General features: G+C 70.7%; 19 protein-coding genes. 7 read left to right on the top strand and 12 right to left on the bottom strand.

Going from position 1 to position 23,405, the window contains the following annotated elements; all coding sequences use genetic code 11:
- Nucleotides 1–18: 18 nt before the first annotated feature.
- From QZ500_RS17205 to QZ500_RS17170, 8 genes are all read right to left on the bottom strand, one after another.
- Complete coding sequence (locus QZ500_RS17205) at nucleotides 19–1,692, bottom strand: FAD-dependent oxidoreductase (protein WP_295856922.1); 1,674 nt, start codon at nucleotides 1,690–1,692, stop codon at nucleotides 19–21.
- Entirely contained in the window at nucleotides 1,689–3,233 is a 1,545-nt protein-coding gene (locus QZ500_RS17200; protein ID WP_295856920.1) for a polyamine aminopropyltransferase, read from the bottom strand. The genes QZ500_RS17205 and QZ500_RS17200 overlap by 4 nt, the downstream gene beginning before the upstream one ends.
- Nucleotides 3,230–3,595 carry a nucleotidyltransferase family protein gene (locus QZ500_RS17195; protein ID WP_295856918.1) on the bottom strand — a complete coding sequence of 122 codons (366 nt, stop codon included), beginning with the start codon at nucleotides 3,593–3,595 and terminating at the stop codon, nucleotides 3,230–3,232. Before QZ500_RS17195 ends, QZ500_RS17200 begins: the two co-directional genes overlap by 4 nt.
- The gene (locus tag QZ500_RS17190; RefSeq protein ID WP_295856916.1) at nucleotides 3,588–4,022 is read right to left on the bottom strand and encodes a nucleotidyltransferase substrate binding protein; all 435 of its coding nucleotides are present in this window, start codon (nucleotides 4,020–4,022) and stop codon (nucleotides 3,588–3,590) included. Before QZ500_RS17190 ends, QZ500_RS17195 begins: the two co-directional genes overlap by 8 nt.
- A gap of 175 nt (nucleotides 4,023–4,197) precedes the next feature.
- A complete protein-coding gene (locus QZ500_RS17185) occupies nucleotides 4,198–6,108 on the bottom strand; it encodes a 5'-nucleotidase C-terminal domain-containing protein (protein WP_295856914.1) in 1,911 nt (636 codons plus the stop codon).
- 86 nt (nucleotides 6,109–6,194) lie between these two features.
- Complete coding sequence (locus QZ500_RS17180; RefSeq protein WP_295856913.1) at nucleotides 6,195–6,416, bottom strand: DUF350 domain-containing protein; 222 nt, start codon at nucleotides 6,414–6,416, stop codon at nucleotides 6,195–6,197.
- 48 nt (nucleotides 6,417–6,464) lie between these two features.
- On the bottom strand, nucleotides 6,465–7,961 hold the full coding sequence (locus QZ500_RS17175; RefSeq protein WP_295856911.1) for a DUF4178 domain-containing protein: 1,497 nt from the start codon (nucleotides 7,959–7,961) through the stop codon (nucleotides 6,465–6,467).
- A gap of 89 nt (nucleotides 7,962–8,050) precedes the next feature.
- Nucleotides 8,051–9,100, bottom strand: coding sequence for an SPFH domain-containing protein (locus QZ500_RS17170; protein ID WP_295856909.1), 1,050 nt, complete (start codon nucleotides 9,098–9,100; stop codon nucleotides 8,051–8,053).
- 201 nt (nucleotides 9,101–9,301) lie between these two features.
- Between QZ500_RS17170 and QZ500_RS17165 the strand changes: the two genes are divergently transcribed.
- From QZ500_RS17165 to QZ500_RS17150, 4 genes are all read left to right on the top strand, one after another.
- Nucleotides 9,302–11,623, top strand: coding sequence for an NADP-dependent malic enzyme (locus QZ500_RS17165; RefSeq protein ID WP_295856907.1), 2,322 nt, complete (start codon nucleotides 9,302–9,304; stop codon nucleotides 11,621–11,623).
- Nucleotides 11,624–11,830: 207 nt separating this feature from the next.
- Entirely contained in the window at nucleotides 11,831–12,289 is a 459-nt protein-coding gene (locus QZ500_RS17160; protein ID WP_295856906.1) for a ribonuclease, read from the top strand.
- 92 nt (nucleotides 12,290–12,381) lie between these two features.
- Nucleotides 12,382–12,813, top strand: coding sequence for a barstar family protein (locus QZ500_RS17155; protein ID WP_295856904.1), 432 nt, complete (start codon nucleotides 12,382–12,384; stop codon nucleotides 12,811–12,813).
- An 89-nt stretch (nucleotides 12,814–12,902) separates the two neighbouring features.
- Nucleotides 12,903–13,031, top strand: coding sequence for a hypothetical protein (locus QZ500_RS17150; RefSeq protein ID WP_295856902.1), 129 nt, complete (start codon nucleotides 12,903–12,905; stop codon nucleotides 13,029–13,031).
- A 184-nt stretch (nucleotides 13,032–13,215) separates the two neighbouring features.
- Here QZ500_RS17150 and rsmA read toward each other — a convergent pair whose 3' ends face one another.
- From rsmA to lptD, 3 genes are read right to left on the bottom strand one after another with little or no spacing between them, the layout of a single operon-like run.
- Nucleotides 13,216–13,992: a 16S rRNA (adenine(1518)-N(6)/adenine(1519)-N(6))-dimethyltransferase RsmA gene (rsmA, locus tag QZ500_RS17145; RefSeq protein WP_295856900.1), complete on the bottom strand. Its 777-nt coding sequence runs from the start codon at nucleotides 13,990–13,992 to the stop codon at nucleotides 13,216–13,218.
- Between the two features lie 13 nt (nucleotides 13,993–14,005).
- Nucleotides 14,006–15,433 carry a peptidylprolyl isomerase gene (locus tag QZ500_RS17140; RefSeq protein WP_295856899.1) on the bottom strand — a complete coding sequence of 476 codons (1,428 nt, stop codon included), beginning with the start codon at nucleotides 15,431–15,433 and terminating at the stop codon, nucleotides 14,006–14,008.
- A 53-nt stretch (nucleotides 15,434–15,486) separates the two neighbouring features.
- Nucleotides 15,487–17,889, bottom strand: coding sequence for an LPS assembly protein LptD (lptD, locus tag QZ500_RS17135; RefSeq protein ID WP_295856897.1), 2,403 nt, complete (start codon nucleotides 17,887–17,889; stop codon nucleotides 15,487–15,489).
- Between the two features lie 146 nt (nucleotides 17,890–18,035).
- On the opposite strand from lptD, the gene QZ500_RS17130 reads away from it, so the two are divergent.
- The 3 genes from QZ500_RS17130 to QZ500_RS17120 all read left to right on the top strand — a co-directional run bounded on the left by QZ500_RS17130 (nucleotide 18,036) and on the right by QZ500_RS17120 (nucleotide 21,688).
- The gene (locus QZ500_RS17130) at nucleotides 18,036–19,157 is read left to right on the top strand and encodes a phosphotransferase (protein ID WP_295856896.1); all 1,122 of its coding nucleotides are present in this window, start codon (nucleotides 18,036–18,038) and stop codon (nucleotides 19,155–19,157) included.
- Between the two features lie 58 nt (nucleotides 19,158–19,215).
- The gene (locus QZ500_RS17125) at nucleotides 19,216–19,920 is read left to right on the top strand and encodes a 16S rRNA (uracil(1498)-N(3))-methyltransferase (protein WP_295856894.1); all 705 of its coding nucleotides are present in this window, start codon (nucleotides 19,216–19,218) and stop codon (nucleotides 19,918–19,920) included.
- A gap of 235 nt (nucleotides 19,921–20,155) precedes the next feature.
- Nucleotides 20,156–21,688, top strand: coding sequence for an iron-containing redox enzyme family protein (locus tag QZ500_RS17120; protein ID WP_295856892.1), 1,533 nt, complete (start codon nucleotides 20,156–20,158; stop codon nucleotides 21,686–21,688).
- A 77-nt stretch (nucleotides 21,689–21,765) separates the two neighbouring features.
- Here the strand turns inward: QZ500_RS17120 and QZ500_RS17115 are convergent, their stop codons facing one another.
- A complete protein-coding gene (locus tag QZ500_RS17115) occupies nucleotides 21,766–23,253 on the bottom strand; it encodes a M20/M25/M40 family metallo-hydrolase (protein WP_295856890.1) in 1,488 nt (495 codons plus the stop codon).
- Nucleotides 23,254–23,405 lie beyond the last annotated feature (152 nt).

The raw sequence follows: 23,405 nt of genomic DNA, 5'->3' as shown, positions 1-23,405 counted from the left end.
GAAAGGGACAGGGGCGCGTCAGGCGGCGGCCGCACGGCCGGCCGCATCGCCGCGGACGAAGGCTTCCTCGAAGATCGAGTAGCCCGACCAGTCGGCATGCGCGAACAGCAGCCGGCCGTCGCGCACTGCCATGTGCTCTGGTTTTGATAGCGCACGGCGCAGGTCCGGCGGGCGCTGCAGCCCGATTCGCTGCAACGTGCCGGGCACCGGCACCGCCATCGCGTGGCCGTAGCGGGTGATCTCCATGCGGACCGCGCGGGCGGCGATGTCCGGATGCGGCAGCGCCAGCTCGGCCATCACCGCGTCGCGCCAGGCCTGCCACGGCCGCTCCAGCAGCGCGGCGCGGCCGCCGGGCAGGTCGCCGAGCGCGCGGTAGCAGCTCAGCACCGTCGGGCCGGGTGTCGGGTCGAGGGTCTGGTGGCGGGCATCGACATACCCGAGCCCGCGGCCCCAGGCGGCGGCGTCCGCATCGCCGGCATCGGCTGCGTCGCGGTAGACCACGTTGTCCCAGGCGGGCGCGGCGCCGGGGCGGTCCTGCAGCGGGCCGTCGAGCTGCAGGTTGGCGACCAGCCAGGGTGCATGGCGGGTCGCGGCGGCGGCGGTGCGCAGCCGCGCGGATGGGGCCGCCACCACCCGCGCCGCCACATGCAGCGGCAGCGCGACGATGCAGCGCGGCGCCTCCCAGCGCTCCAGGCGCTGTGCGCGATGGTCCCAGGCATCGACCGCGACGCCCGCGCGGCCGCGGTCGTCGATCCGCAGCACGGTGCGCGCGGGCTGCATCCGGTCGCCCAGCGGCGCGGCCAGCGCGCGGGCCAGGAAGCCGTTGCCCTCGGGCCAGGTGAGCACCGGTTCGCGTTCGGCATCGCCGTCGCCCGGCGCATGGAAGCCGTGGCGGCTCGCGAAATAGTGGATGCCGGCCCAGGCCGACACGGTGCCGAGGCCCGCGCCGTAGTCGTCGCGACAGCAGTAGTCCAGGTACCAGCGCAGGTACGGATCGGTGAGCTGCTCCCGGTCCAGCCATGCTCCGAAAGTCATAGCATCCAGCGCAAGCTGGACGGGCGCAAACGCCGATTTCTGCACCGGAATCGCAAAATGCGCCGCGCGCTGCAGCGCCACCACCCGGTCGGCGAAGCCGCGGTACGCGGCGAGGGTGGCGGCGCCGACATCCTGCACCGGCAGCAGCCCCTCCTGCCAGGCACCGCGGAAGAAGAGCCGCTCCTGCGGGCTGTGGCACAGGTGGCGCTCGTCGTAGGTCCAGCGGCCGGCCACGTGGCGGCGCAGGCCGAGTTCTTCGAGCAGGTCCTGCACCGGCGCGGCGTCGTCGCCCGGCGCCGGCAGGTAGTGCGCGCCGAGCGGACAGGCGATGCCGCCGACCGCGCCGGCCCGGCTGTTGCCGCCGGCGGTGTCCTCCAGTTCCAGCAGCGCGAAGTCGTCCGCCCCGGACTGCCGCAGCGCCCGCGCCGCTGCCAGCCCGGCGATGCCGCCGCCGGCGATCACCACACCGGTGCGGCGCACGACGGCCGGCGGCGATGCAAGCACGCGCGCCGGGTCGCGCAGCAGGTGCCCGCGCTCGACCGCGGTGCCTGCGAAGCCGCCCGGCAGGTCGCGCGGCGCCGCCGGTGCGCAGCCGGCCAGCAGCGCCGGCCCGGCCGCGAGCGCAGCGCCCTGCAGCAGCGCGGTGCGCCGCCTCACCGGGCCGCCACCTGGCCCCACTCCCGCTCGTAGGTGCGGACCAGCACCTGGTTCGACAGCCGGTTCACCTCGGCCGGCAGCCGCGCCATGTCCTTCGGGAAATCGAACAGCAGCGGCAGGCTCGGCAGGTCGAGGAAACGCAGGCCCGAGGGCAACGCCTGCGGCATGCGCCACGGCCGGTGGCCGGCGATCACGAAGCCCCATTCGCCGAAGCTCGGCACATGGGCGTGGTAGGGCGTGGTGGCCAGGCCGGCAGCCTCGATCGTCTGCACCACCGTCCAGAAACTCTGCCGCGCGATCAGCGGCGAGGTGGTCTGCACCACCGCATAGCCGCTGGCCGCCAGGCGCTGGCCGAGCAGCGCGTAGAAGCTCTGGGTGTAGAGCTTGCCGATCGCGAAATTCGTCGGGTCTGGGAAATCGACCACGATCACGTCGAAGGTCTCCTCGGTGCGCTCCAGCCAGCCGAAGGCGTCGGTGTTGACGACCCGCAGCTTCGGCGACGCCAGCGCACCGCCGTTGAGCCGGGCCAGCGTGGCGTGGTCGCGGAACAGGCCGGTCATGTGCGGGTCCAGCTCGACCAGCGTCACCTGCTCGACCGAGGGGTATTTGAGGATCTCGCGCACCGCCATTCCGTCGCCGCCGCCGAGCACCGCCACCCGCTTCGGCGCGCCGTGCGCGGCCATCGCGGGATGCACCAACGCCTCGTGGTAGCGGTATTCGTCGCGTTCGGCGAACTGCAGGTTGCCGTTCAGGAACAGCCGGTGGCCGCCGCGGCCCTGCGTGACCACGATGCGCTGGTAGGGCGAGGCGGCGGCGAACACGATGCGGTCCTGGTAGAAGCGGTCCTCGGCCAGCGTGGTGATGCGCTCGGCCCCGGCGAAGCCCGCGCCGAGCGCCGCCAGCGTCAGCGCGCAGGCCGCCGCATGGGCACGGAAGGCGCGAAGCTCGTGCCGGAACAGCCACAGCGCCCACACCGCCACCGCCGCGTTCAGCAGGCCGAACAGCAGGCCGGTGCGCACCAGCCCCAGGTGCGGCACCAGCAGCAGCGGAAAGGCGAGCGACACCGCCAGCGCGCCCAGGTAGTCGAAGGTCAGCACCTGGCTCACCAGGTCCTTGAGCGCGATGTCGCGCTTCAGGATGCGCATCACCAGCGGGATCTCCAGCCCCACCAGCGTGCCGACCGCGAACACCAGCCCGTAGAGCAGCAGCCGGAACGACCCCGGCAGCCACGCATGCGCCAGGAACAGCAGCGCCGGCAGCGCGCCGCCGATCAGCGCCACCAGCAGCTCGATGCGTAGGAAGTGCGCCGGCAGCTGCCGCTCGAAGAATCGCGACAGCCAGGAGCCCACACCCATCGCGAACAGGTAGGTGCCGATGATGGTGCTGAACTGCAGCACCGAATCGCCCAGCAGGTAGGAGGCCAGCGCCCCCGCCGCCAGTTCGTACAGCAGCCCACAGGCCGCGATCACGAAGACGCTGGCGAGCAGGGCGACCTGCAGGGGGCGGGGCGGGGAAGCAGGCGCCCCGGCGGTCGGGGTCACGCGCCGGGCGGAGCGGGGCGGGGCGCCGCGCTCGGTCCGCACGGCACGGCGGCGGATTGCACCACCACCCTGTCGCGCTCGATGATCCGGCGGAACGATGCGCCCGTGCTCGCCCAATCCACCACGTCCACCCGCCAGGGCAGGTCGGAGTCGGCGAAGGCGTCGGCCAGTTCGGCGCACACCTCCCAGCCCGACGGGTCCCGGGTGAGCACGGCCAGGTCGAGATCGGAATACGGTTTGGCCGTGCCGGTGACGCGCGAGCCGAAGGCCCACACCTCGTACTGGGGCACGTGCTTCTGCAGGACGCCGCGCACGATGTCCCACAGGTCCGGACGCACGTCGACCGCGGGTCGCTCAGCCATTGCGCGCTTCGAGATGGGCCAGCAGCGCCCGCGCATCCTCGATGAAGCGCAGCGTGCCCTGGTAGACCTTCCGCGCCTTCTCATGGTCGTAGGTGTGCGCCGTGACGTTGCGCATCTTGCGGTAGTCGAACCAGGCCTCCACATCGGCGACCAGACCTTTCTCGCCCGCGAGCCGCAGCACGTCGCGGAAGTTGCTTTCGTCCACATCGGCAGGACTGGCCGCTTCCCGCTCGATCTGGCGGCGCAGCATCTTGTAGCCCACCTCGTAGACGAACTCGAAGTTCTGGATCACGCCGGCGATCAGGGTGTTCTGCACCTTGGCGGATTGCCGGCCGAACCAGTCCCCGTCGCGCACCACCTCCAGACCGTCCTCCAGGGACGCCACCGCGCTGCGCAGTGCGCTCAGGTCCAGCGGGGCATCAGCCACGGACCTTCTCCCGGTGATCGACGATCGGCACTGCGTACGGCATGCCCGCATTGTGCTCGGATCGGGAGCGCAGGGCGGCGGACCGGGAGTGTGGCACCCCGACAAAGAGAAGGCCGGGTTCCCTGGGCCCCGGCCCGCCGCTTCTTCGCGGCAGAATCCTCCGCGAGGACGCCGCTCAGGGCTGCACGTACGACTTCGTGCTGTACAGGCTGCTGTCCAGCCGGCGCAGCACCGGCAGGCCGCTGGCCGCATCCTTCGGCTGGCGGTCGATGTAAGCCTGGAACACGTCGGCATCCAGCACGCCGATGTCCAGCCGGCGGGCCGCCGGCACGGCGGCCAGGGTCCGGTAGCCGTCGCCGCCGGTGGCGTTGAAGCTCAGCACGAACAGGCGGTAGGTCTTCGCCGGATCGAGTGGACCCCAGGCCTTGGCGGCGGCGTCGTAGACCTCCAGGTTGCGCGCGCGGCTGCCCTGCGGGCGGGTCGCATCGACGTCGAAGCGCAGGCCGCCGGTGTAGGGATAGGGGCCGGTGGAGCCGCCCGCGCCGTAGACCGCCTGCAGGCCGTCCTCGACCATTGTGCGGGCCTCGGCGCCGGTCACGTTCAGGCGGAACAGCTGGTTGCCGAAGGGCAGCGCCTCGATCACGTGGGCCGCGGTGACCGCGCCGGACAGCGGCACCCGCACGCCGCCGCCGCTCTGCAGCGTGATGTCGGCGCCGCCGTAGTTCGCATTCGCCACCTCCAGGTACGCCTGCGCCACCAGCTGCTGGATGTCGCCGCCGCGGACGCTCACGCTGCCGGCCGCGTTGCAGGCGGCGCTCGACCGGCTGTAGTCGGTCGTGCCAGGGCCGCCGGGCACGCGGCGCGAGCACAACTCGGCCGGCGCGGTGGCGACCACGCTGCGGGTGAAGGCGTCGACCCGCGCCTTGAACGGCGCGAGCGTCGCGGCCGCAGCAGCGTTCGGTGCGGTCACGCGCAGCAGCCCGTCGGTGGCGGCGATGTCGGCCAGGATCTCACTGCGCTGGGCGGCGCTGGCCTCGGTGCCGCCGACCTTGAAGTTGTCGCCGATCAGCACATGCGGCGTGCCGTTGCAGGCGGTCACGTTGCCGGCCGCGTCGAACGACACCTTCAGCTCGCCGACCACCTGGCCGTATTCCCACGCCTGCGCCAGGCAGACCGGCCGGCCGTCGCGGTCGGTCAGCCGGGTCGGATAGGCCCCGGCGGGCGAGCCGACGCCGTAGCGGGTCAGCGCGTCGGGACCGAGCAGCGTGTGCGAATCCCCGCCGATCACCACGTCTATGCCGCTGAGCTTGGCGATGACGGTTTTGTCGAGGTCGTAGCCGATGTGGCTCAGCAGCACGATCTTGTTCACGCCCTTGGCCCGCAGCGCGTCGATCTCGCGCTGCGCGGCGACCGTCTCGTCCTCGAAGGTGGTGGTGGCGTCGGGGCTGGACGACGCCTTGGTCTTGTCGGCCACGGTCAGGCCGACGATGCCGATCGGCTGGCCGGCGCGCTGCAGCACCACCGACCGGTTTACATAGTCGGGCGCCGGCGCGCGGACCGGGTTCAGCGCCGAGGTGGCGCCGAAGTTCACGTTGGCGCTCAGCACCGGCGTCTTGCAGTTGCCCTTGTGCAGCAGGTCGATGAAGTTCTTCAGGCCGCTGTCGCCCTTGTCGAACTCGTGGTTGCCGAGCGTGATGGCATCGAAGCAGACGGTGTTCATCAGCGCCGCGTCGGCCTCGCCATCGGCGCCGGCGCGGTTGAAGTACAGGGTGCCGGTCAGGGCGTCGCCGGCATGCAGCTTCAGCACGTGGGCGGACTGTGCGGACAGCTCGGCCATCGCCTGCGTCACGCGCGGGAAGCCGGCGGCGTCGACCGTCACGGCGCTGGGCGCGGTGGCTCCGGCGGAGGTCTTCAGCTGCAGCGTGCGGCTCCTGCCGTCGAGGGTGGAATGGTGGTCGTTGAGGTGCAGGATGGTCAGGTCCATCGGCTGCGAGACCGGGGTGCCGTCGCCGCCTCCGCCGCCGCAGGCAGCGAGCAGGGCGGACAGCGCGAGGGCGATGCCGGAGGCACGGGAGGGCAGGGGCACGGGGAACGTCCTTCGAGGGCGGCAGGCGGAGCCGCCATGCTGTCCACGCCCCGTGAAGCGGCCATGACAGGCCGCGCGGCCGCTTGTCAGCCGTGGATCGCCGCCGCCACGATGATCGAGATGCCCAGGCACATCGCCGCCACCACCATGCCGAGCGCGACGTTCTGCTTCTCGACGATCTCGCCCCACAGGTCGTAGGGCGTGATCTTGTCGATGATGACGAAGCACAGCCAGAACACCAGCACGCCGATCAGCGCGAAGACGATGGAGCCGATGAAGGCGCCGGGTTTGAGCCATTCGAGTTCCATGGGGATCTCCTGTCGTGGTCGTGGAAATAGAAGGGGTGCGGCGGTGTGCTACTTGTGCCCGCCGCCGCTCGACGAGCCGCCCCAGGAGCCGCCGGAGCTGCGGTAGGAGGACGAGTTGCAGTTCTCGACCGCCGGATCGCAGCGGCTGCAGCGCGACAGCAGCAGTACCAGGAGCAGCAGCACCACCAGCACGACGATGATCGTCAGGCAGCCGATCGCCGAGCCCGGCCGTGCATCGCCGCGCGCCAGCACCGCCTGCTTCTCGGCCGGCAGCTTGAAGGCCGCGGCGACCGCGGTGCTCTCCAGCCGGCTGCCGACCGACCAGGTCAGTTCGTGGCGGCTGCGCTCGCGCGACAGCAGGTTGCGGCCGCTCGCGTAGTCGGCGTTGTCGGTGCGGTCGCCGCGGGCCACCGGCCAGTAGAACTCGCCGGCGACGTAGGTGGTCTCGGCGCGGTAGCGGCTCTGCAGGTCGTAGGTGGTGCCGAGGTAGGTCGCCTGCTCCTCGTTGCGCTTGACTTTCGGCGCGCCGGTGGCGGGCTTGACCATGCTCCAGCCGTCGGTCGCGTCCACCAGGAAGCTGAAGCCGCGCTGGCGGTGGTAGAGCAGGTATTCGCTCCAGCCGAACTGCTCGTCGTCACCCGGCTCCTGCCCCATCCGGTGCTGGAAGCCGACCACCTGCCACGGCACGCCCTGCAGCTGGCCGATGGCGCCCAGCGGGATCAGCGGCCGCACCGGCTCGTCCTGCACCGCATGGCGCAGCTCGCCGCCGATGCCCGACGCGATGTCGATGATGCTGCGGCAGCTCGGGCAGGTGATGGTCTTCGTGGTGTCGAGCGTCACTGCGACCGGCGCGCCGCAGTGCGGGCAGGCGAACTGGCGCGCGGTCTCGGTCTTCTCCGATGCGGCGCGCAGGCCGGTGAGGTGCAGGTCCTCGAGCCGCACCGCGCGGCCGAGCGTGGCCTCCGGCGGCGCGGTGTCGTACTCCAGGGACAGCACTGCGCCGTCGTCCGCGCGCAGCTCGGCGGCGTCGAAGGCCGTACCCTGCTCGCGCAGGTGCGCCAGCTCGCCCTCGGCGCCGATCAGCGTCACCCGGCCGCGGTAGGCGACGGTGTAGGACTTGCCGGCGACGGCGGTGGTCGCGCCGACGCGCAGCGCATCGGCCGGCGGCGCGGCGATCGGCAGTGCGTGCGGGCGGGCGAACACGTAGCTGCCGTTGTCCTCGGCGAGGAAGGCGGACGTGCCGTCGGCCATCGCCGCATGCCACTCGCTCCACACGCCTTCCTCGGAGCGGTACTGCAGCCGGCCGACGAGGGTGAAGGCCTGGCCGTCGATGCGGCCGGCCGCCATCGTCTGCAGCGGGCTGTGGTCGTCGAACAGCTCGGCCATGCGGCCGATGCGCGCCAGCGTCTCGCCGCGGCGCACCACCGTGCTGTGGCAATACGCGCAGACCGCATGGGTGGACTGCGCACTGCGGAACTCCACCGGCGCGCCGCAGCCGGGGCAGGGCGCGCGGTAATGGCGCTGCGTGCCGGCAGCCTCAGCCATGGCGGCGCTGTGGCAGGTTTTGCGATGATTTTCGGCCTCTGGCGCCCGTCCGGCGGGCGCGAGGCGCTATCGAATGCATAGCGATGCGGTCAGGCCAGCTTCTTCAGGAGTTCGGCCTTCTTGGCGTCGAATTCTTCCTGCGTCAGGATGCCCTTGGACTTCAGGTCGCCGAGCTTCTCCAGCGTCGCGATCACGTCCTCCGGGCGCACGCTGGCGGCCGGCGCCGTGGCGGCGGCTGCCGGTGCGGGCTGCGCGCCGCCCTGCAGGCCCTGCTGCAGGTTCTGCGCGAGGATCTGGCCCATCGCCACGCCGGCGCCCAGGCCCATCGCGTCGCCCGCGATGCCGCCGCCGCCCTGGGCGGCACCCTCGGCCATCTTCGGAATTGCCTGGCCGGTCTGGTACTGGATGAACCGGTTCATGTCGTTGCCGACCATGCCCATGCCGATCTTCTGGTCCATGACCTTCTGCAGCTCTTCCGGCAGCGACACGTTCTGCACCGTCATGCCGTCGAGCTGCAGGCCGAGCTTGGCGAACTCCGGCTGCAGCTGGGTCTTCAGCGCGTCGGCGAACCGGATCTGGTTGGCCGCCAGGTCGAGGAAGGGCACGCCGCTCGCCGCGATCGCGGTGCTGATGTTCTGCAGCACCAGGCCGCGCAGCTGGCCGTCGAGCTCGGCCACCGTGTATTCGGCGCGGGTGCCCGAGACCTCGGTATGGAAGCGCTTCGCATCGGCCACGCGGAAGCTGAAGTTGCCGAAGGCGCGCAGCCGCACCGCGCCGAAGTCCTGGTCGCGGATCGTGATCGGCTGGGGCGTGCCCCACTTCTGGTCGGTCTGCTGGCGGGTGCTGAAGAAGTACAGGTCGCTCTTGAAGGGCGACTCGAACAGCTTGTCCCAGTTCTTCAGGTAGGTGAGGACCGGCAGCGTCTGCGTCGTGAGCCGGTACATGCCGGGGCCGAACACGTCGGCCACCTGGCCTTCGTTGACGAACACCGCGACCTGCGATTCGCGCACCGTGAGCGATGCGCCGTTCTGGATCTCCAGGTCCCGCATCGGGAAGCGCCAGGCCAGCGTGCCGTCGTCGTCCTCCGTCCACTGCAGGATGTCGATGAACTGTTTCTTGATGAAATCCATCAGGGCCATGGCGTTCTCCGGCGAGGGGCGAGGGGCGAGGGGGGTGCGGCGGATCATACTGCCGGGGTCGCGGACCGCCGCGGTGGGTCGATTCACGCCGCGAAAGTCCGATCAGTCCTGACGGCGCCGCACGGTCGTGCGGGAATGGCGGCGTGCGGCCGGTGTCTACAATCCGCCTCCCCAGCAGCCGCGCGCAGGAGCCATTCCCTCATGTCCACCCCTCCGTCCACCGCCTCCGCGTCCAGCCAGGAAGACCGCCGCGCCGAGCTGCGCCGCGCCGCGCTCGAGTACCACGAGAAGCCGCGGCCGGGCAAGGTCGCGATCGTCCCGACCAAGCAGCTGGTCAACCAGCGCGACCTGGCCCTCGCCTACTCGCCCGGCGTCGCCGCGCCCTGCGAGGAGATCGTCAAGGACCCGGTCAACGCCTTCAAGTACACCAGCCGCGGCAACCTGGTGGCCGTCATCACCAACGGCACCGCGGTGCTCGGCCTGGGCGACATCGGCCCGCTGGCCTCCAAGCCGGTGATGGAAGGCAAGGGCGTGCTGTTCAAGAAGTTCGCCGGCATCGACGTGTTCGACATCGAGATCGACCAGAAGGACCCGCAGAAGCTGGTGGAGGTGATCGCCGCGCTCGAACCGACCTTCGGCGCGGTCAACCTCGAGGACATCAAGGCACCGGACTGCTTCTACGTTGAGCGCGAACTGCGCAAGCGCATGAACATCCCGGTGTTCCATGACGACCAGCACGGCACCGCGATCACCGTCGCCGCAGCGATGCTGAACGCGCTGAAGGTGGTGGGCAAGGACATCGGCCAGGTGAAGCTGGTCACCTCCGGCGCAGGCGCCGCGGCGCTGGCCTGCCTGAACCTGCTGCTCAAGGTGGGCCTGCAGCGCCAGAACGTGTTCGTCACCGACCTGGCCGGCGTGGTCTACGAAGGCCGCACCGAGCTGATGGACGAGGACAAGATCCAGTTCGCGCAGAAGACCGACCTGCGCACCCTGGCCGAGGTGATCGACGGCGCCGACGTGTTCCTCGGCCTGTCGGCCGGCGGCGTGCTCAAGCCGGCGATGGTCGCGAAGATGGCGGCCAATCCGGTGATCTTCGCGCTCGCCAACCCGAACCCCGAGATCTCGCCGGAAGACGCGCATGCGGTGCGCGGCGACGTGGTCATGGCCACCGGCCGCACCGACTACCCGAACCAGGTCAACAACGTCCTGTGCTTCCCCTACATCTTCCGCGGCGCGCTGGATGCAGGGGCGACGACCATCACCGACGAGATGGAGATCGCCGCGGTGCATGCGATCGCCGAGCTGGCCCAGGCCGAGCAGAGCGAGGTGGTGGCCGCTGCCTATGCGGGCGAGCCGCTCGCCTTCGGCAAGAACTACCTGATCCCGAAGCCGTTCGATCCGCGGCTGATGATCAAGATCGCGCCGGCCGTGGCCCAGGCCGCCGTCGACAGCGGCGTGGCGCTGCGCCCGATCCAGGACATGGACGCCTACCGCGACAGCCTGCAGAGCTTCGTCTACGCCTCCGGCACCACGATGAAGCCGATCTTCCAGGCCGCCAAGGCCGCACAGAAGAAGCGCGTGGCCTACGCCGAGGGCGAGGAGGAGCGGGTGCTGCGCGCCGCGCAGATCGTGGTGGACGAAGGCCTCGCCCGGCCGACGCTGATCGGTCGTCCGGCGATCATCGCCGAGCGCATCGTGAAGTTCGGCCTGCGGCTGGAGCAGGGCCGCGACTACGACATCGTCAACGTCGAGCGCGACGACCGCTACCGCGACTTCTGGCAGACCTACCACCGCATGGCCGAGCGCAAGGGCGTGACCGTGCCGATCGCCAAGATCGAGATGCGCCGCCGGCTGTCGCTGATCGGCTGCATGCTGCTGCACAAGGGCGAGGTCGACGGCCTGATCTGCGGCACCTGGGGCCACACCGCGCACCACCTGCAGTACATCGACCAGGTGATCGGCAAGCGCGCCGGCGTCAGCACCTACGCCTGCATGAACGGCCTGCTGCTGCCCGAGCGCCAGGTGTTCCTGGTGGACACGCACGTCAACTACGACCCGACCGCCGCCGAACTGGCCGAGATCACCATGATGGCGGCCGACGAGATGCTGCGCTTCGGCTTCAAGCCCAAGGCCGCGCTGCTGAGCCATTCGAACTTCGGCAGCAGCAACCAGCCGAGCGCCGTCAAGATGCGCCAGGTGCTGGAACTGCTCCGCGTGCAGGCCCCCTGGCTCGAGGTGGACGGCGAGATGCACGGCGACGTCGCATTGAGCGGCGCCGAGCGCGCGCAGGTGATGCCGCACAGCTCGCTCGTCGGCGACGCCAACCTGCTGGTGTTGCCCAACATCGACGCGGCCAACATCTCCTACAACCTGCTGAAGACCGCGGCCGGCGGCAACATCGCGATCGGCCCGGTGCTGCTGGGCGCCAGCCAGCCGGTGCACATCCTGACCGCCAGCGCCACCGTGCGGCGCATCGTCAACATGACGGCGCTCACCGTCGCGGACGCCAACGCGGCGCGCTGACGACGGTCCGGACCGCTGCGGGCGCTATTTTTTCGATAGCGCCTGCCGGCGTCCGGACGCCCCGGTTCCCCCTGCATGTCGGCAAGCCGCCACTTGCAGGCGGGGCCTCTTTGCGTCACACTAGCGGATTGAAATTTCGGGGTTAACCCGAATGGTTCGGAACCGCCTTCGGGCGGTTTTTGCCGAAATTTCCGAAAGGTGTAGTGCATGTTGCGAAAAGTGGCGCGGGGCGCCCTGTCCCTGCGGACTGCGGTCCGTGCGGTGATCGCGCCCTCTGCCGCTGCAGGCCGTGCCGGTGCCTGGGCTCTCGGGTCGGCGCTGCTGCTGGCCCTGTCGCCCGCGGCAGCCCGCTCCCCGGTTCCGTCCGCTCCACTCGAATCCGCCACCGTCACCGTTGCCGAACTGCCCGCGCAGGGACGCGAGGTGTTCCGACTCATCCGTGCCGGCGGCCCGTTCGCCCACGACAAGGACGGCAGAGTGTTCGGCAACCGCGAGCGGCTGCTGCCCGCCCAGGCGCGCGGCTACTACCGCGAGTACACGGTGGACACGCCGGGTGCGCGCAACCGGGGCGCCCGCCGCATCGTCTGCGGCGGCGAGCCCCGCAGGCCCGACCGCTGCTACTACACCGCCGACCACTACGCGAGCTTCAGGGCGATCGTCGAATGACCGCCGACCTGAACTTCGGTGCGCGGAGCCTGCCGACGGGCGCCTCCGGCCAGGATTCTTGGAACCCATCAGATAGAGAAAGAGCAACGGAGATGGATACCCCCCCGCTTCGTCTGAAAGAGTCGGACACCCCGCTGCGCGGCGTTCGCAGCAACATCGTGCAGTCGATCCGCGCGTTCCGCGTGCCCGATCTGCAGGAGATCGCCCAGTCGCTCGGACAGCACTTCCTGTACGCCAACCTGGCCGAGGCACAGTCCAAGCAGGACGTGCTCGACATGATCGCCGCGCAGTTCACCTTCCCGTCGCACTTCGGCAAGAACTTCGACGCGCTGTACGACTGCATGACCGACCCGTTGCACAAATCGGGCCCGCAGCCCGGCTTCATCGTGGTGCTCGAGCAGATCCCGGCGCATGCCAAGTTCGACAAGGAGGCGCGCGAGCAGCTGCTCGACATCTTCCGCGACGCATCCGACTACTGGGGCGACCGCAAGGTCCCGTTCCGGTGCTTCTATTCTTTTCTGTAGCCCGTTCTGCATCCACCAGCCAAGCAGAACGGGCGAACGAGGCTCCGGCACAGACCGCGACGCCCGTGGCAGCCACACCGGTCCCCGCAGTGAGCACCATCGCGGTGACGGACGACAGCGGCGAGAAGATGCCGACGGACAAGCTCGTGGACGTGTCGCCGTTGGCGTTGCGCATGAGCAGTCCGTTTAACTCCGGCTATTGGCTCTCAGCAGCCTGACGGCTGCCGTAGAGCCAACCCCCAGGCTGCGCTGCGCTCTGCCTACCCCTTTGGGGCGCAGCCAGGCGACCGGCGGAGCCGGATCGCCGGCTGCCCTGGGACGAAAAAACCCCGCTTCTTCGGAGCGGGGTTTTTTTATAGCGCGGCCGTCGGGCGCGGAGGATCAGCGATCAGCGATCAGCGATCAGCGATCAGCGGACGCGGGCAGCTGCAGGGCCAGGCCGACGTACTGCTGCACCGGCACTTCCTCGGCCCGGCGCTGGAGGTCGAAGCTGCCGACGAAACCCTGCTGCGCGAGCCAGGGGCCGAGGCTGTGGCGCAGCAGCTTGCGGCGCTGGCTGAAGGCTGCCTGCACCAGGGCGGACAGGCGGGCCGGGTCCACCGCGGCGGGCGCGGTGCGGGGCACCATGCGGATGACGGCGCTGTCCACCCGGGGCGGCGGGTCGAAGCTTTCGGGCGGGACGAACAGTACGTCCTCCATCGCGTAGCGCCACTGCAGCATCACCGACAGCCGGCCGTAGGCGGCGGTGGCGGGCGCGGCCACCATGCGGTCGATGACCTCCTTCTGCAGCATGAAGTGCTGGTCCTCGATCACATCGACCTGCTCGAGCAGGTGGAACAGGATCGGCGTCGAGATGTTGTAGGGCAGGTTGCCCACCACTCTCAATTTCATAGCGCCCAGCGCAGACGCCACCTGCGCAAAGTCCACTTTCAGCACATCGGATTCGATCACCTGCAGCTGCGGATGGGCGCGCAGCCGGGCGGCCAGGTCGCGGTCGAGCTCGATCACCGCGAGCTTTCCGAGACGCTCGACCAGCGGCTGGGTGAGCGCCGCGAGCCCGGGGCCGATCTCGACCATCGGCTGGCCCGGCTTCGGGTCGATCGCACGCACGATCGCGTCGATGATCCCGTCGTCCGACAGGAAGTGCTGGCCGAAGCGTTTGCGCGCGATGTGCTTCACGGATGCGGCCCCGTCACTGCGGCGGCTCGCGGTATTCGACGTAGGCGCGGCCGCGGGTTTCTTGCGCCCAGTTGAGGAAGGCCTCGTCGAGCTTCTTCTCGCGGGCCGCCGCCCGGGCCATGTCGCGCTGTTCGCGCTGGGTCAGGGTGTGGGGGCGCCGCTCCAGCAGCTGGATCAGGTGCACGCCGAAACGCGACACCACCGGATCGCTGATCTGCCCGGGCGTGAGCGCGTCCAGTACCTCCTCGAACTCGGGCACGAACTGGCCGGGGTTGGCCCATCCCAGGTCGCCCCCGTTCGCCGCGGAGCCGTCCTTCGAGTTCTCGCGGGCGAGCTGGGCGAAGTCGGCGCTGCCGGACTGCACCCGGCGCTTGTAGTCGGCCAACTGGGCGATCGCCTGGGCCTCGGACATCTGCGGCGTGGCGCGCAGCAGGATGTGGCGGGCGTGGCTCTGCAGCACCTGCGTGCCGGGCACGCCGCCCTGCACCCGTTCCACCACCTTCAGGATGTGGAACCCTGCCGACGAGCGCAGCGGCCCGACGATGCCGCCGGTCGGCAGGTTGCGGGTCGAATCGACGAACAGCTGCGGATAGCGGTCGGCCGGGCGCAGGCCGAGCAGGCCGCCGTTGCGGCCCTCGTTGGCATCGGAGTTCTCGCGCGCCAGGGCGGCGAAATCCTCGCCCGCCTTGGCGCGGCCGGCCACACGCTCGGCCTTTTCCTGCAGCGTGGCGACCTGCTGCGGCGAGGCGTTCTCGGGCGCCAGCACCAGCACGTGGGCCAGGTTGATCTCGAGCGAGGCCGGGTCGCTGCGGGTCTGCTGGTCGCGGATGAACTGGTCGATCTCCAGGTCGCTCACCCGCACCCGCGACTCGACCTCGCGCTCGCGCAGCCGCAGCAGCGTGAGCTGGTTGCGCAGGTCCTCGCGGAAGCGCGCCAGCGGGATGCCGTCGGCGGCCAGCCGGCGGCGCAGTTCGGCCGGCTCGATCTGGTTCTGGCGGGCGACGTTCTGCTCGGCCTGGTCGACCGCGGCGTCGTCGATCTTGATGCCGGATTCGCGCGCCTGCTGCAGCTGCGCCTTTTCGTTGATCAGGCGTTCCAGCACCTGGCGCGCCAGCACGTTCTGCGGCGGCAGCGCGGTGTTCTGCTGCGCGAGCTGCTGCATCACCCGGTCGGTGCGCAGCCGCACTTCGCTGTTGGTGATCGGCTCGGAGTTCACTACCGCGACGATGTAGTCGGCCTGCTGCGGGGCGCCCCGGGCGGCGCTGGCGGCCGGCACCGTCACCTGCGGGATGGCACCGCCGCCGGCGGCGCTGCGCGGACTGCCGAGGCCGCTGCCGGACAGCGCACCCGACGGGCGCAGTCCCTGGGCCGCGGCACCGGCGGCGAGCAGGGCCGCGAGGCCACCGGCGGCCAGCGGCAGGAGGGAGACACGTGTGTTCATGGTGGTGTGGGACTCGTCCGGTGGGAAAGGGTTCACGCGCGGCCGCGGGGCCGTCAGTCGTAGTAGCTGTAGCGGCTCGGCGACTGCACCTGCTCGTGCAGGAACTGGTAGCGCGGGATCTGGGTGCGCAGCACCTGCAGCGGGCTGGAGCCGATGCGCGAGAAGCCGAAGAACTCGATCTGGAACAGCAGGCGCTTGGTGGAGGTGGTGGTGCTGCTCTGCAGCCGCTCGATCACGACGCGGCCGATCCAGCAGTCGCCCTCGTATTCGATGCCGGCGATCGCGTCCACCAGCTTGCTGTCCTGCATGCTGTAGTTGACCCGCCCGACGCTGTAGAAGCGGCCCGGGCCCTGGCCGCGGCCGGCCCCGCGGTTCTCGCCGCGGTCGCCCCAGAGGTCGTTGATCGGCCACTGCCAGCCGATGTCGATCATCTCGCTGATGTCGCGCTGGGTGCGGTAGGCGGCGCTGATGGTGCGGTAGGGACTCGGGTTGTAGCGCCCGCCGATCGACGAGCGGATCGACCGGTCGGTCTTCGGGTTGTACTGCACCGTGGAATCGAAGGCCCAGCGGTCGGTCCAGTTGATCCGCGTGCCGAGCAGGATGTCGCTCAGCCGGTCCACCACCGGCGTCTCGCCGGGCAGCACCACGCGCTGGTCCTGGAAGCGCAGCCGCTGCGCGATGCCGAAGCGCGCCGCCTCGGCGCCGGTGTCGGCGTCGATGAAGCGGGTGGTGGTGCCGAGCGTCAGCAGGTTGTTGTCGGCGATCCGGTCGTTGCCGACGAAGGCGTTCTCGGTGTAGATCGACGCGAAGTTGAAGTCGCTGCGCGCGGTGTCGTAGTTCGGCAGGTTGCTCTGGTCGCGGAACGGGGTGCGCACGTAGAAGGCGCGGGGCTCGAGCGTCTGGGTCAGGTTGCGGCCGAAGAGCCGGGTGGGCCGCTCGAAGATCAGCCCGCTGTCGAGGCTGAAGGTCGGCACGTTGCGGCTCGCCCCCGTCTGGTTGTTGAGCGGCAGCGCGGTGTCGAAATCGTAGCGGGTGCTGTGCAGCTGCAGCTTCGGCGTGACGAACCAGCCGGGCGCCACCCACGGGCGGCTGATCTGCGCCAGGGTGAACGCGCGGCGGGCGTTCGGCTGGCGGGTCAGCGCACTGTTGGCCTGGAACTGGGTGTAGTCGGCGTCGACCGAGATGTCGAAACCGTTGACGTCGAGCTTGCCGTAGCGGCCCATCACCTGCGGCAGCCGGTCGTACGGCGGGACGATCGGTGCGTCCACCGTCTGCAGCACCTGCCATTTCAGCGCGCGGGAGGCGATGCCGAAGTCGCCGTAGCCCCAGCTGAAGTTCAGGTCGGTCGGCAGCAGCCGCTGCGTGAGCGAGGTGCTGGTGCGGGGGAAGTCGCGCCAGTAGTTGTCGTCGCTGACCCGGTTGATGTTGATGCTCGTCCCGATCCCGCCGATGCTGGTGGGCAGCGTGCCGACGTGCTGCGACGCGATGCCCCAGCGCGTGGTGTTGTCGCGCAGCCGGTCGTTGGGCATGTAGTTGCCCCGGATCTGTCCGCGGTAGCCGTCTTCCAGGTAGCGGAATTCGCCGGCCAGGTCCACGCCCCGCTTGGACAGCAGCGACGGATACAGCGTCGCATCGCGGTTCGGCGCGATGTTCCAGTAGTACGGCACGATGGTTTCGACGCCGCTGCGGGTGTTCACGCCGACGATCGGCGGCAGGAGGCCCGACTGGCGGGCGTCGGTGAGCGGGAAGGGCAGGGTCGGGATCGGCGGCGTGCGCAGGCCCTTGAACTCCATCACCGCGTCCCGGGCGACGCCCGACTCGTCGGATTGGTCGATGTCGATCGACCGGGCGCGGATGATCCAGTCGGGCATCCAACTCGGGCCGGGCCGGCGTTCGCAGGTGGTGTAGGTCACGTCGTGGATCACCATGCGCTGGTCGTCCACGAAGTCGATGCGGGAGGCCTCGCCGTAGGCCTGGTTCTTCAGGAAGCGGTAGCGCGGCCGCTCGAAGTAGCCCTGCATCGCGTCCACGTACAGCTCCAGCCGCGGGCCGGCGAAGGTGTCGCCCGAGCGGTTGATGTAGACATTGCCGAGCGCTTTGGCCAGGTCGTCGGGCTGGGTGTAGTCGAGCTGGTCGGCGCGGATCACGGTGTCGCCGCGGCGCAGTTCGGCATTGCCCTCGACCACGGTGTTGAAGTCGGTCTGGCCGCGCACCCGGTCGCCGGTGACGAAGCTCGGCAGGCTGTTGCGCTGCTCCGGCGGGATCTGCTCGCGCAGCAGCGGGCTGCGGCGCAGGTTGAGCGTCGGCTCGCCCGCATCGGGAGCGGTCTGCTGGGCCCGGGCGGCACCACCCTGCAGCAGGGCCGCGGCGACCAGGGCCAGGGGCGTGAGCACGCCGGGCGCACGGGCGCGCAGCGGGCGCACCGGACGTTTCGGGTCGGACAGCGGGCGGGTCATCGGCGGCAGGAAGACGGGACGGGCGGACGACGGGGCGGACGGCGCGGGCCGTCCGCCGGGCCGGCGGACGGGGCCACGGCACCGGCGCCGTGAGTCGCCACTCCGCGGGCGGCGCCCGGGGGGTGGCTTTGTAGAATGGATTATCCATGAGCCACCCTCCGTCCCCCGCCGCGGCCGCCGTGCCCACCGCCGCCATCGCCTGGGCCGATCCGCAGCGCGAGGCCGCCTTCGGCGCCTGGCTCGCCCGGGTCGCGCCGGCCCACGGCCTCCAGCCGGCCACGCTGCGCGCCGCCTCCGCCGACGCCAGCTTCCGCTGCTATTTCCGCATCGACGCACCCCCGCTGCCGGGCGGCACCGCCATCGTGATGGACGCGCCGCCCGCGCAGGAGGACAGCGGCCCGTTCGTGCATGTCGCCGGCCTGATGGAGCGTGCCGGCGTGCGGGTGCCGCGCATCCTCGAGGCCGACCTGGCGCAGGGCTTCCTGCTGCTCGACGACCTGGGCCGCCGCACCGTGCTGGAGACGATCGCGCCGGTCGGGTCCGCCACGCCGCCCGACCCGCAGGCCGCGCTGCCCTATTACCGCCGCGCGATCGACGCGCTGGTCGCCTGGCAGTCGGCATCGAAGCCCGGCGAACTGCCGCCCTACGACGACGCTCTGCTGCGCCGTGAACTCGCGCTGTTTCCCGACTGGTACTTGGCACGCCACCGCGGCGTCGCCGTCGAGGGCGAGATCGCCGAGACGCTCGCGAAGACCTTCGACCTCATCGTGCGCCACAACCTGGCTGCGCCGACGGTGCACGTGCACCGCGATTTCATGCCGCGCAACCTCATGGTCGACGACACGGACCCGAATGGCCCGCTCGGCGTGCTCGATTTCCAGGACGCGGTGCACGGCCCGGTCACCTACGACATCGCCAGCCTGATGCGCGACGCGTTCCTGAGCTGGGACGAGGACTTCGTGCTCGACGTCACGGTGCGCTACTGGCAGCAGGCGCGCAAGGCCGGTCTGCCGGTCGGCGACGATTTCGGCGAGTTCTACCGCGGCGTGGAGTGGATGGGGCTGCAGCGCCACCTGAAGGTCGCGGGCATCTTCGCGCGGCTGACGCTGCGTGACGGCAAGCCGAAATACCTGGCCGACACGCCGCGCTTCATCGGCTACATCCGCGCCACCGCCGCGCGCTACCGCGAACTGGCGCCCCTGTCGCGGCTGGTGGACCGGATCGAGGGCACCGAACCGGTCACCGGCTTCGCCTACGGCCGGATGTGAAAAAATCCGGCGCTAGCGCCCGTCCCGCCTGCGCAGACAGCTCCTGATTCGATAGCAGATGTCCCGTTTCTACTGCCCGGTGCCGCTGGCCAGCGGCGACACCCTGGCGCTGCCGCCCGGCGCCGCCCGCCATGTGCAGGTGCTGCGCTTCCAGCCGGGCGATGCGCTCACGCTGTTCGACGGCCGCGGCGGGGAATACGCCGCCACCGTGCGCCAGATGGGCCGCAGCGAGGTGGTGGTGGCGGTCGGTGCGCACGACCCGGTCGAACGCGAGGCCGCGGTCGCGGTGCACCTGGCCTGCGGCATGCCGGCCAACGAGCGCATGGACTGGCTGGTGGAAAAGGCCGCCGAACTCGGCGCTGCCTCGGTCCAGCCGCTGATGACCGCCCACAGCGTGCTGCGCCTGAAGGGCGAGCGCGCCGACAAGAAGATCGCCCACTGGCAGGCGGTCGCCGCGGCGGCCTGCGAGCAGAGCGGCCGCAACCGGGTGCCGACGGTACATCCGGTACGCGAGCTGTCCGCATGGCTGGCGGCGGGCGGTGCGGCCGGCGACCGGCGGTTGCTGTCGCTGCGCACCGCGGCGGTGCTGGCGCCGGCGGACCGGCCGGCGGTCGTCACCTTCCTGTCCGGGCCCGAAGGCGGACTGTCGGCCGCGGAAGAGGATGCGGCCGAGGCGGCGGGCTTCCGCCCGGTGCGGCTCGGCCCGCAGGTGCTGCGCGCCGAGACCGCGCCGCTGGCCGCGCTGGCGCGCCTGACGGCCTGACCTGCAGCGACGCCCGGCCGAAGCATCCACGAGATGCCGGCGTGTCCTGTCAGAACCGCTCCTCAGAACCTGATGCACCGACGGCGTGCCGTCCGAATTCGGTAGGCATCCTCCCACGGCGGCTGGGTCCCTGCACTGATACGGGGCGCGTTGGGCGCCGGCCACAGTCGATCTCCAACAGACGACTTCTGCCGTCCTGCCGCAGACGACCCCGTTGCGGCGCCGGCCCCCTGCCATGTCCGCATCCGCTTCCTACCGTTCCGTCGCACCGGCCCTGCCGCTGCAGGCGCCTGCCCACCTGCCGTCCGCCGTCGCAGCCCCCGTGCCGCAGGCCGGCCGGCATCCCGCCAACGACGCCCGCGCTGCCGGCATCGACTCCGACCGTGCGCTGTACGAGGCACTGTTCAACCACCCCGAGGACGCCGATGTGCGCAGCGCCTCGCGCCAGTGGCTGGACCAGCGGCTGGCGGAAGCCGCGGCGCTGCCCTGCGCCCTGCCCGACGCACCGGAAGACTTGGCTGCCTGGATGACCGCCAGCGCCGACGAAGCCGGCGACCGCTACCAGGTCTACCTCGCACAGCGCAAGGCCGGTGCGCCGCGCCGCTTCTTCCGCAACCGGGCGCACGCGCTGGCCTTCCTGCGCGGCGTTGCGCCGACCAAGCTGGTCGACGGTTCCTGGCTGCACGGCGTGCTGCGCCACTGGCAGAACCCGCGCTACATGGACCTGGTGCGCACCTATGTCGAGGAACTCGGCGACGGTCGCGCCGACCGCAACCATGTGCTGCTCTACCGCCAGCTGCTCGCCGCGCACGGCCTGGAGCACTGGCAGGACCTGCCAGACGACCGCTACACCCAGGGCGCCCTGCAGCTCGCGCTGGCGGTCCACACCGACGACCTGCTGCCGGAGGTGATCGGCTTCAACCTCGGCTACGAACAGCTGCCGCTGCACCTGCCGATCACCGCCTATGAGCTGAACGAGCTGGGCATCGACCCGTACTACTTCACGCTGCACGTGACCGTCGACAACGCCGACACCGGCCATGCCCACCGGGCGGTCGACGCGGTACTCGACGCGATGCCGCGGGTCGGCGACGCGAGCGAATTCTGGCGCCGGGTGCGGGTCGGCTTCAGCCTGAACGACCTGGGCGCCGGCACGAACGACGTGATCCGCGGATTCGACATCCAGGACGAGGTGGAGCGCATCTTCAAACGCAAGAGCAGCGCCGGCCGTGCCGCGCATTCGGACTACTGCCGCGTCGCCGGCCGCAGCGTCAACCAGTGGCTGGCGGAGCCGGCGTACATCCCGGCCTTCCTGACGGCGCTGGAACGCACCGGCTGGATCGTGCGCAATGCGCCACCCGCCGAAAGCCGCTTCTGGAAGCTGCTGGACGGCGACCATGCCGAGATGTTCGGCGTGTTCAGCACCTACGAACTGCAGGTGATCCAGGACTGGCTGCGCGGCGATGCGAGTGCCGACGGCGCACCGGTTTCCACCACCGCGACCGGCGGCGACGGCACATTGCGACGACCGCGCAGCTTCCGCGCCCAGCAGCGGCTCGACGCCGCCCGCACGCCGACTGCCGCGCCGGCACCCGATGCGGCGACGCTGCTCGACCCCGACATCGACGCGCTCGAACTCGCCATCGCTCGCACGCCCGACACCGCCGCGCTGGGCCAGTTGCTGGTCGAGGCGATGGCGCCGTCGCGCCACTGGATGCCGGTCGGCCTGATGGCGACGCAGCGCTTCATGCGGCTAGCACTGGCCTGAGGCACGACCCGCCAAAAAGCGAAGGGGCCAGCGCGGGCGATAGGCCCGCGCTGGTCCCTTGTGCCGTGCAAGACGGATCAGCCTTCCGCCGGCACCGCCATCGCTGCGATCACTTGCGCCACGGCGGCGGTCAGCCTGCGCGCGTACGGCACGTGCAGGAATTCGTTCGGTCCGTGCGCATTGCTCTTCGGTCCGAGCACGCCGCAGACCATCATCTGCGCGGTCGGGAAGCCCTGGCTCAGCAGGTTCATCAGCGGAATCGTGCCGCCCTGACCGATGTAGCCGCAGGGTGCGCCGTAGTGCGCGAGCGATGCGGCATCGAGCGCCCGTGCGAACCACGGCGCGGTGGCCGGCGCGTTCCAGCCGGTGGCGCCGCCGCCACCCTCGAAGGTCACCTTCGCCTGGTAGGGCGCGTTGTCCTCCAGCAGCGCCTTCAGTTCCTGCACCGCGCCGGCCGCATCGACCAGCGGCGGCAGCCGCAGGCTCAGCTTGAAGGCGGTGTAGGGCCGCAGCACGGCGCCCGCGTCCTTCAGTGCCGGGAATCCGTCCGCACCGGTCACGCTGAGAGTTGGCTTCCAGGTGCGGTTGAGCAGGGCCTCGACCGGATCGGTGGTGGTCGGCAGCGCGAAGGTGGTGGAGCCGCCGCAGTCGTAGTGGGCCCACGGGAAACGCTTGTAGATCTCGTCGCCCAGGATGCCGGCGGTGACCTGCGCCTGCGCGAGCCGCTCGGCCGGCACCTCGCAGTGGAAGCTCGCGGGCAGCAGCCGGCCGGTGGCGCTGTCTTCCAGCCGGTCGAGCACGTGGCGCAGGATGCGGAACGACGACGGCACCAGGCCCGACGCGTCACCCGAATGCACGCCCTCGGTGAGAATCTCGACCTTCAGCGTGCCGGCGGCCAGGCCGCGCAGGCTGGTGGTGAGCCACAGCTGGTCGTAGTTGCCGGCGCCCGAGTCCAGGCAGACGACAAGGCCCACGTCGCCGAGCCGCGGCCGCAGCGTTTCGACGTACGGCAGGAGGTCGTAGGAGCCCGATTCCTCGCAGGTCTCGATCAGCCCGACGATGCGCGGATGGGCGACGCCCTGCGCCTTGATCGCCTGCACCGCGGCGATGGCAGCGTATACCGCATAACCGTCGTCGGCACCGCCGCGGCCGTACAGCCGGCCGTCCTCGTACTTCGGTGTCCAGGGGCCGAGGTCGTTGCGCCATCCGGTGAATTCGGGCTGCTTGTCGAGGTGGCCGTACATCAGCACCGTCTCGGCGACGGTCGTGCCGGTGGCGGGCACCTCGAAGAACAGCACCGGCGTGCGGCCGTCGAGCCGCACGATCTCCAGCCGCAGGCCCACGACCTTCTGCGCCTCGATCCATTGCGCGGCGTTGCGCACCACGGTGTCCAGATGGCCGAGCGCCGCCCAGTCGGTCTCGTAGGCCGGCGACTTGGCGGGGATGGCGATGTAGTCGGTGAGCTGGCGGACGATGTCGCCGTCCCAGCGGGCGTCGATGTCGGACTGCAGGCGGGCCGCATCGAGCAGGACGGCGGGCATTTCGCGGTGGAGCGGGGCGTTCATGGCGGGTGTCTTTCCGGAAGCGGTGCGGACGGCCGTGTCCGCGGGGTTTTGACTGTACGCCGCTGGGGAGGGGGCTGTGTGGAATGGGTTTTCGGGGCTGGGTTCGTCAGGGCGACTGGAGGCGGGGGCAGATCGTGGCGCGCGGGTGTTGC

Origin of the sequence: uncultured Xylophilus sp., assembly GCA_913776965.1 — a bacterium.
Taxonomy (GTDB): Bacteria; Pseudomonadota; Gammaproteobacteria; order Burkholderiales; family Burkholderiaceae_C; genus Xylophilus.
The sequence above is the reverse complement of the archived record's forward strand: the minus strand, read 5'-3'. Positions and strand labels throughout refer to the sequence as shown.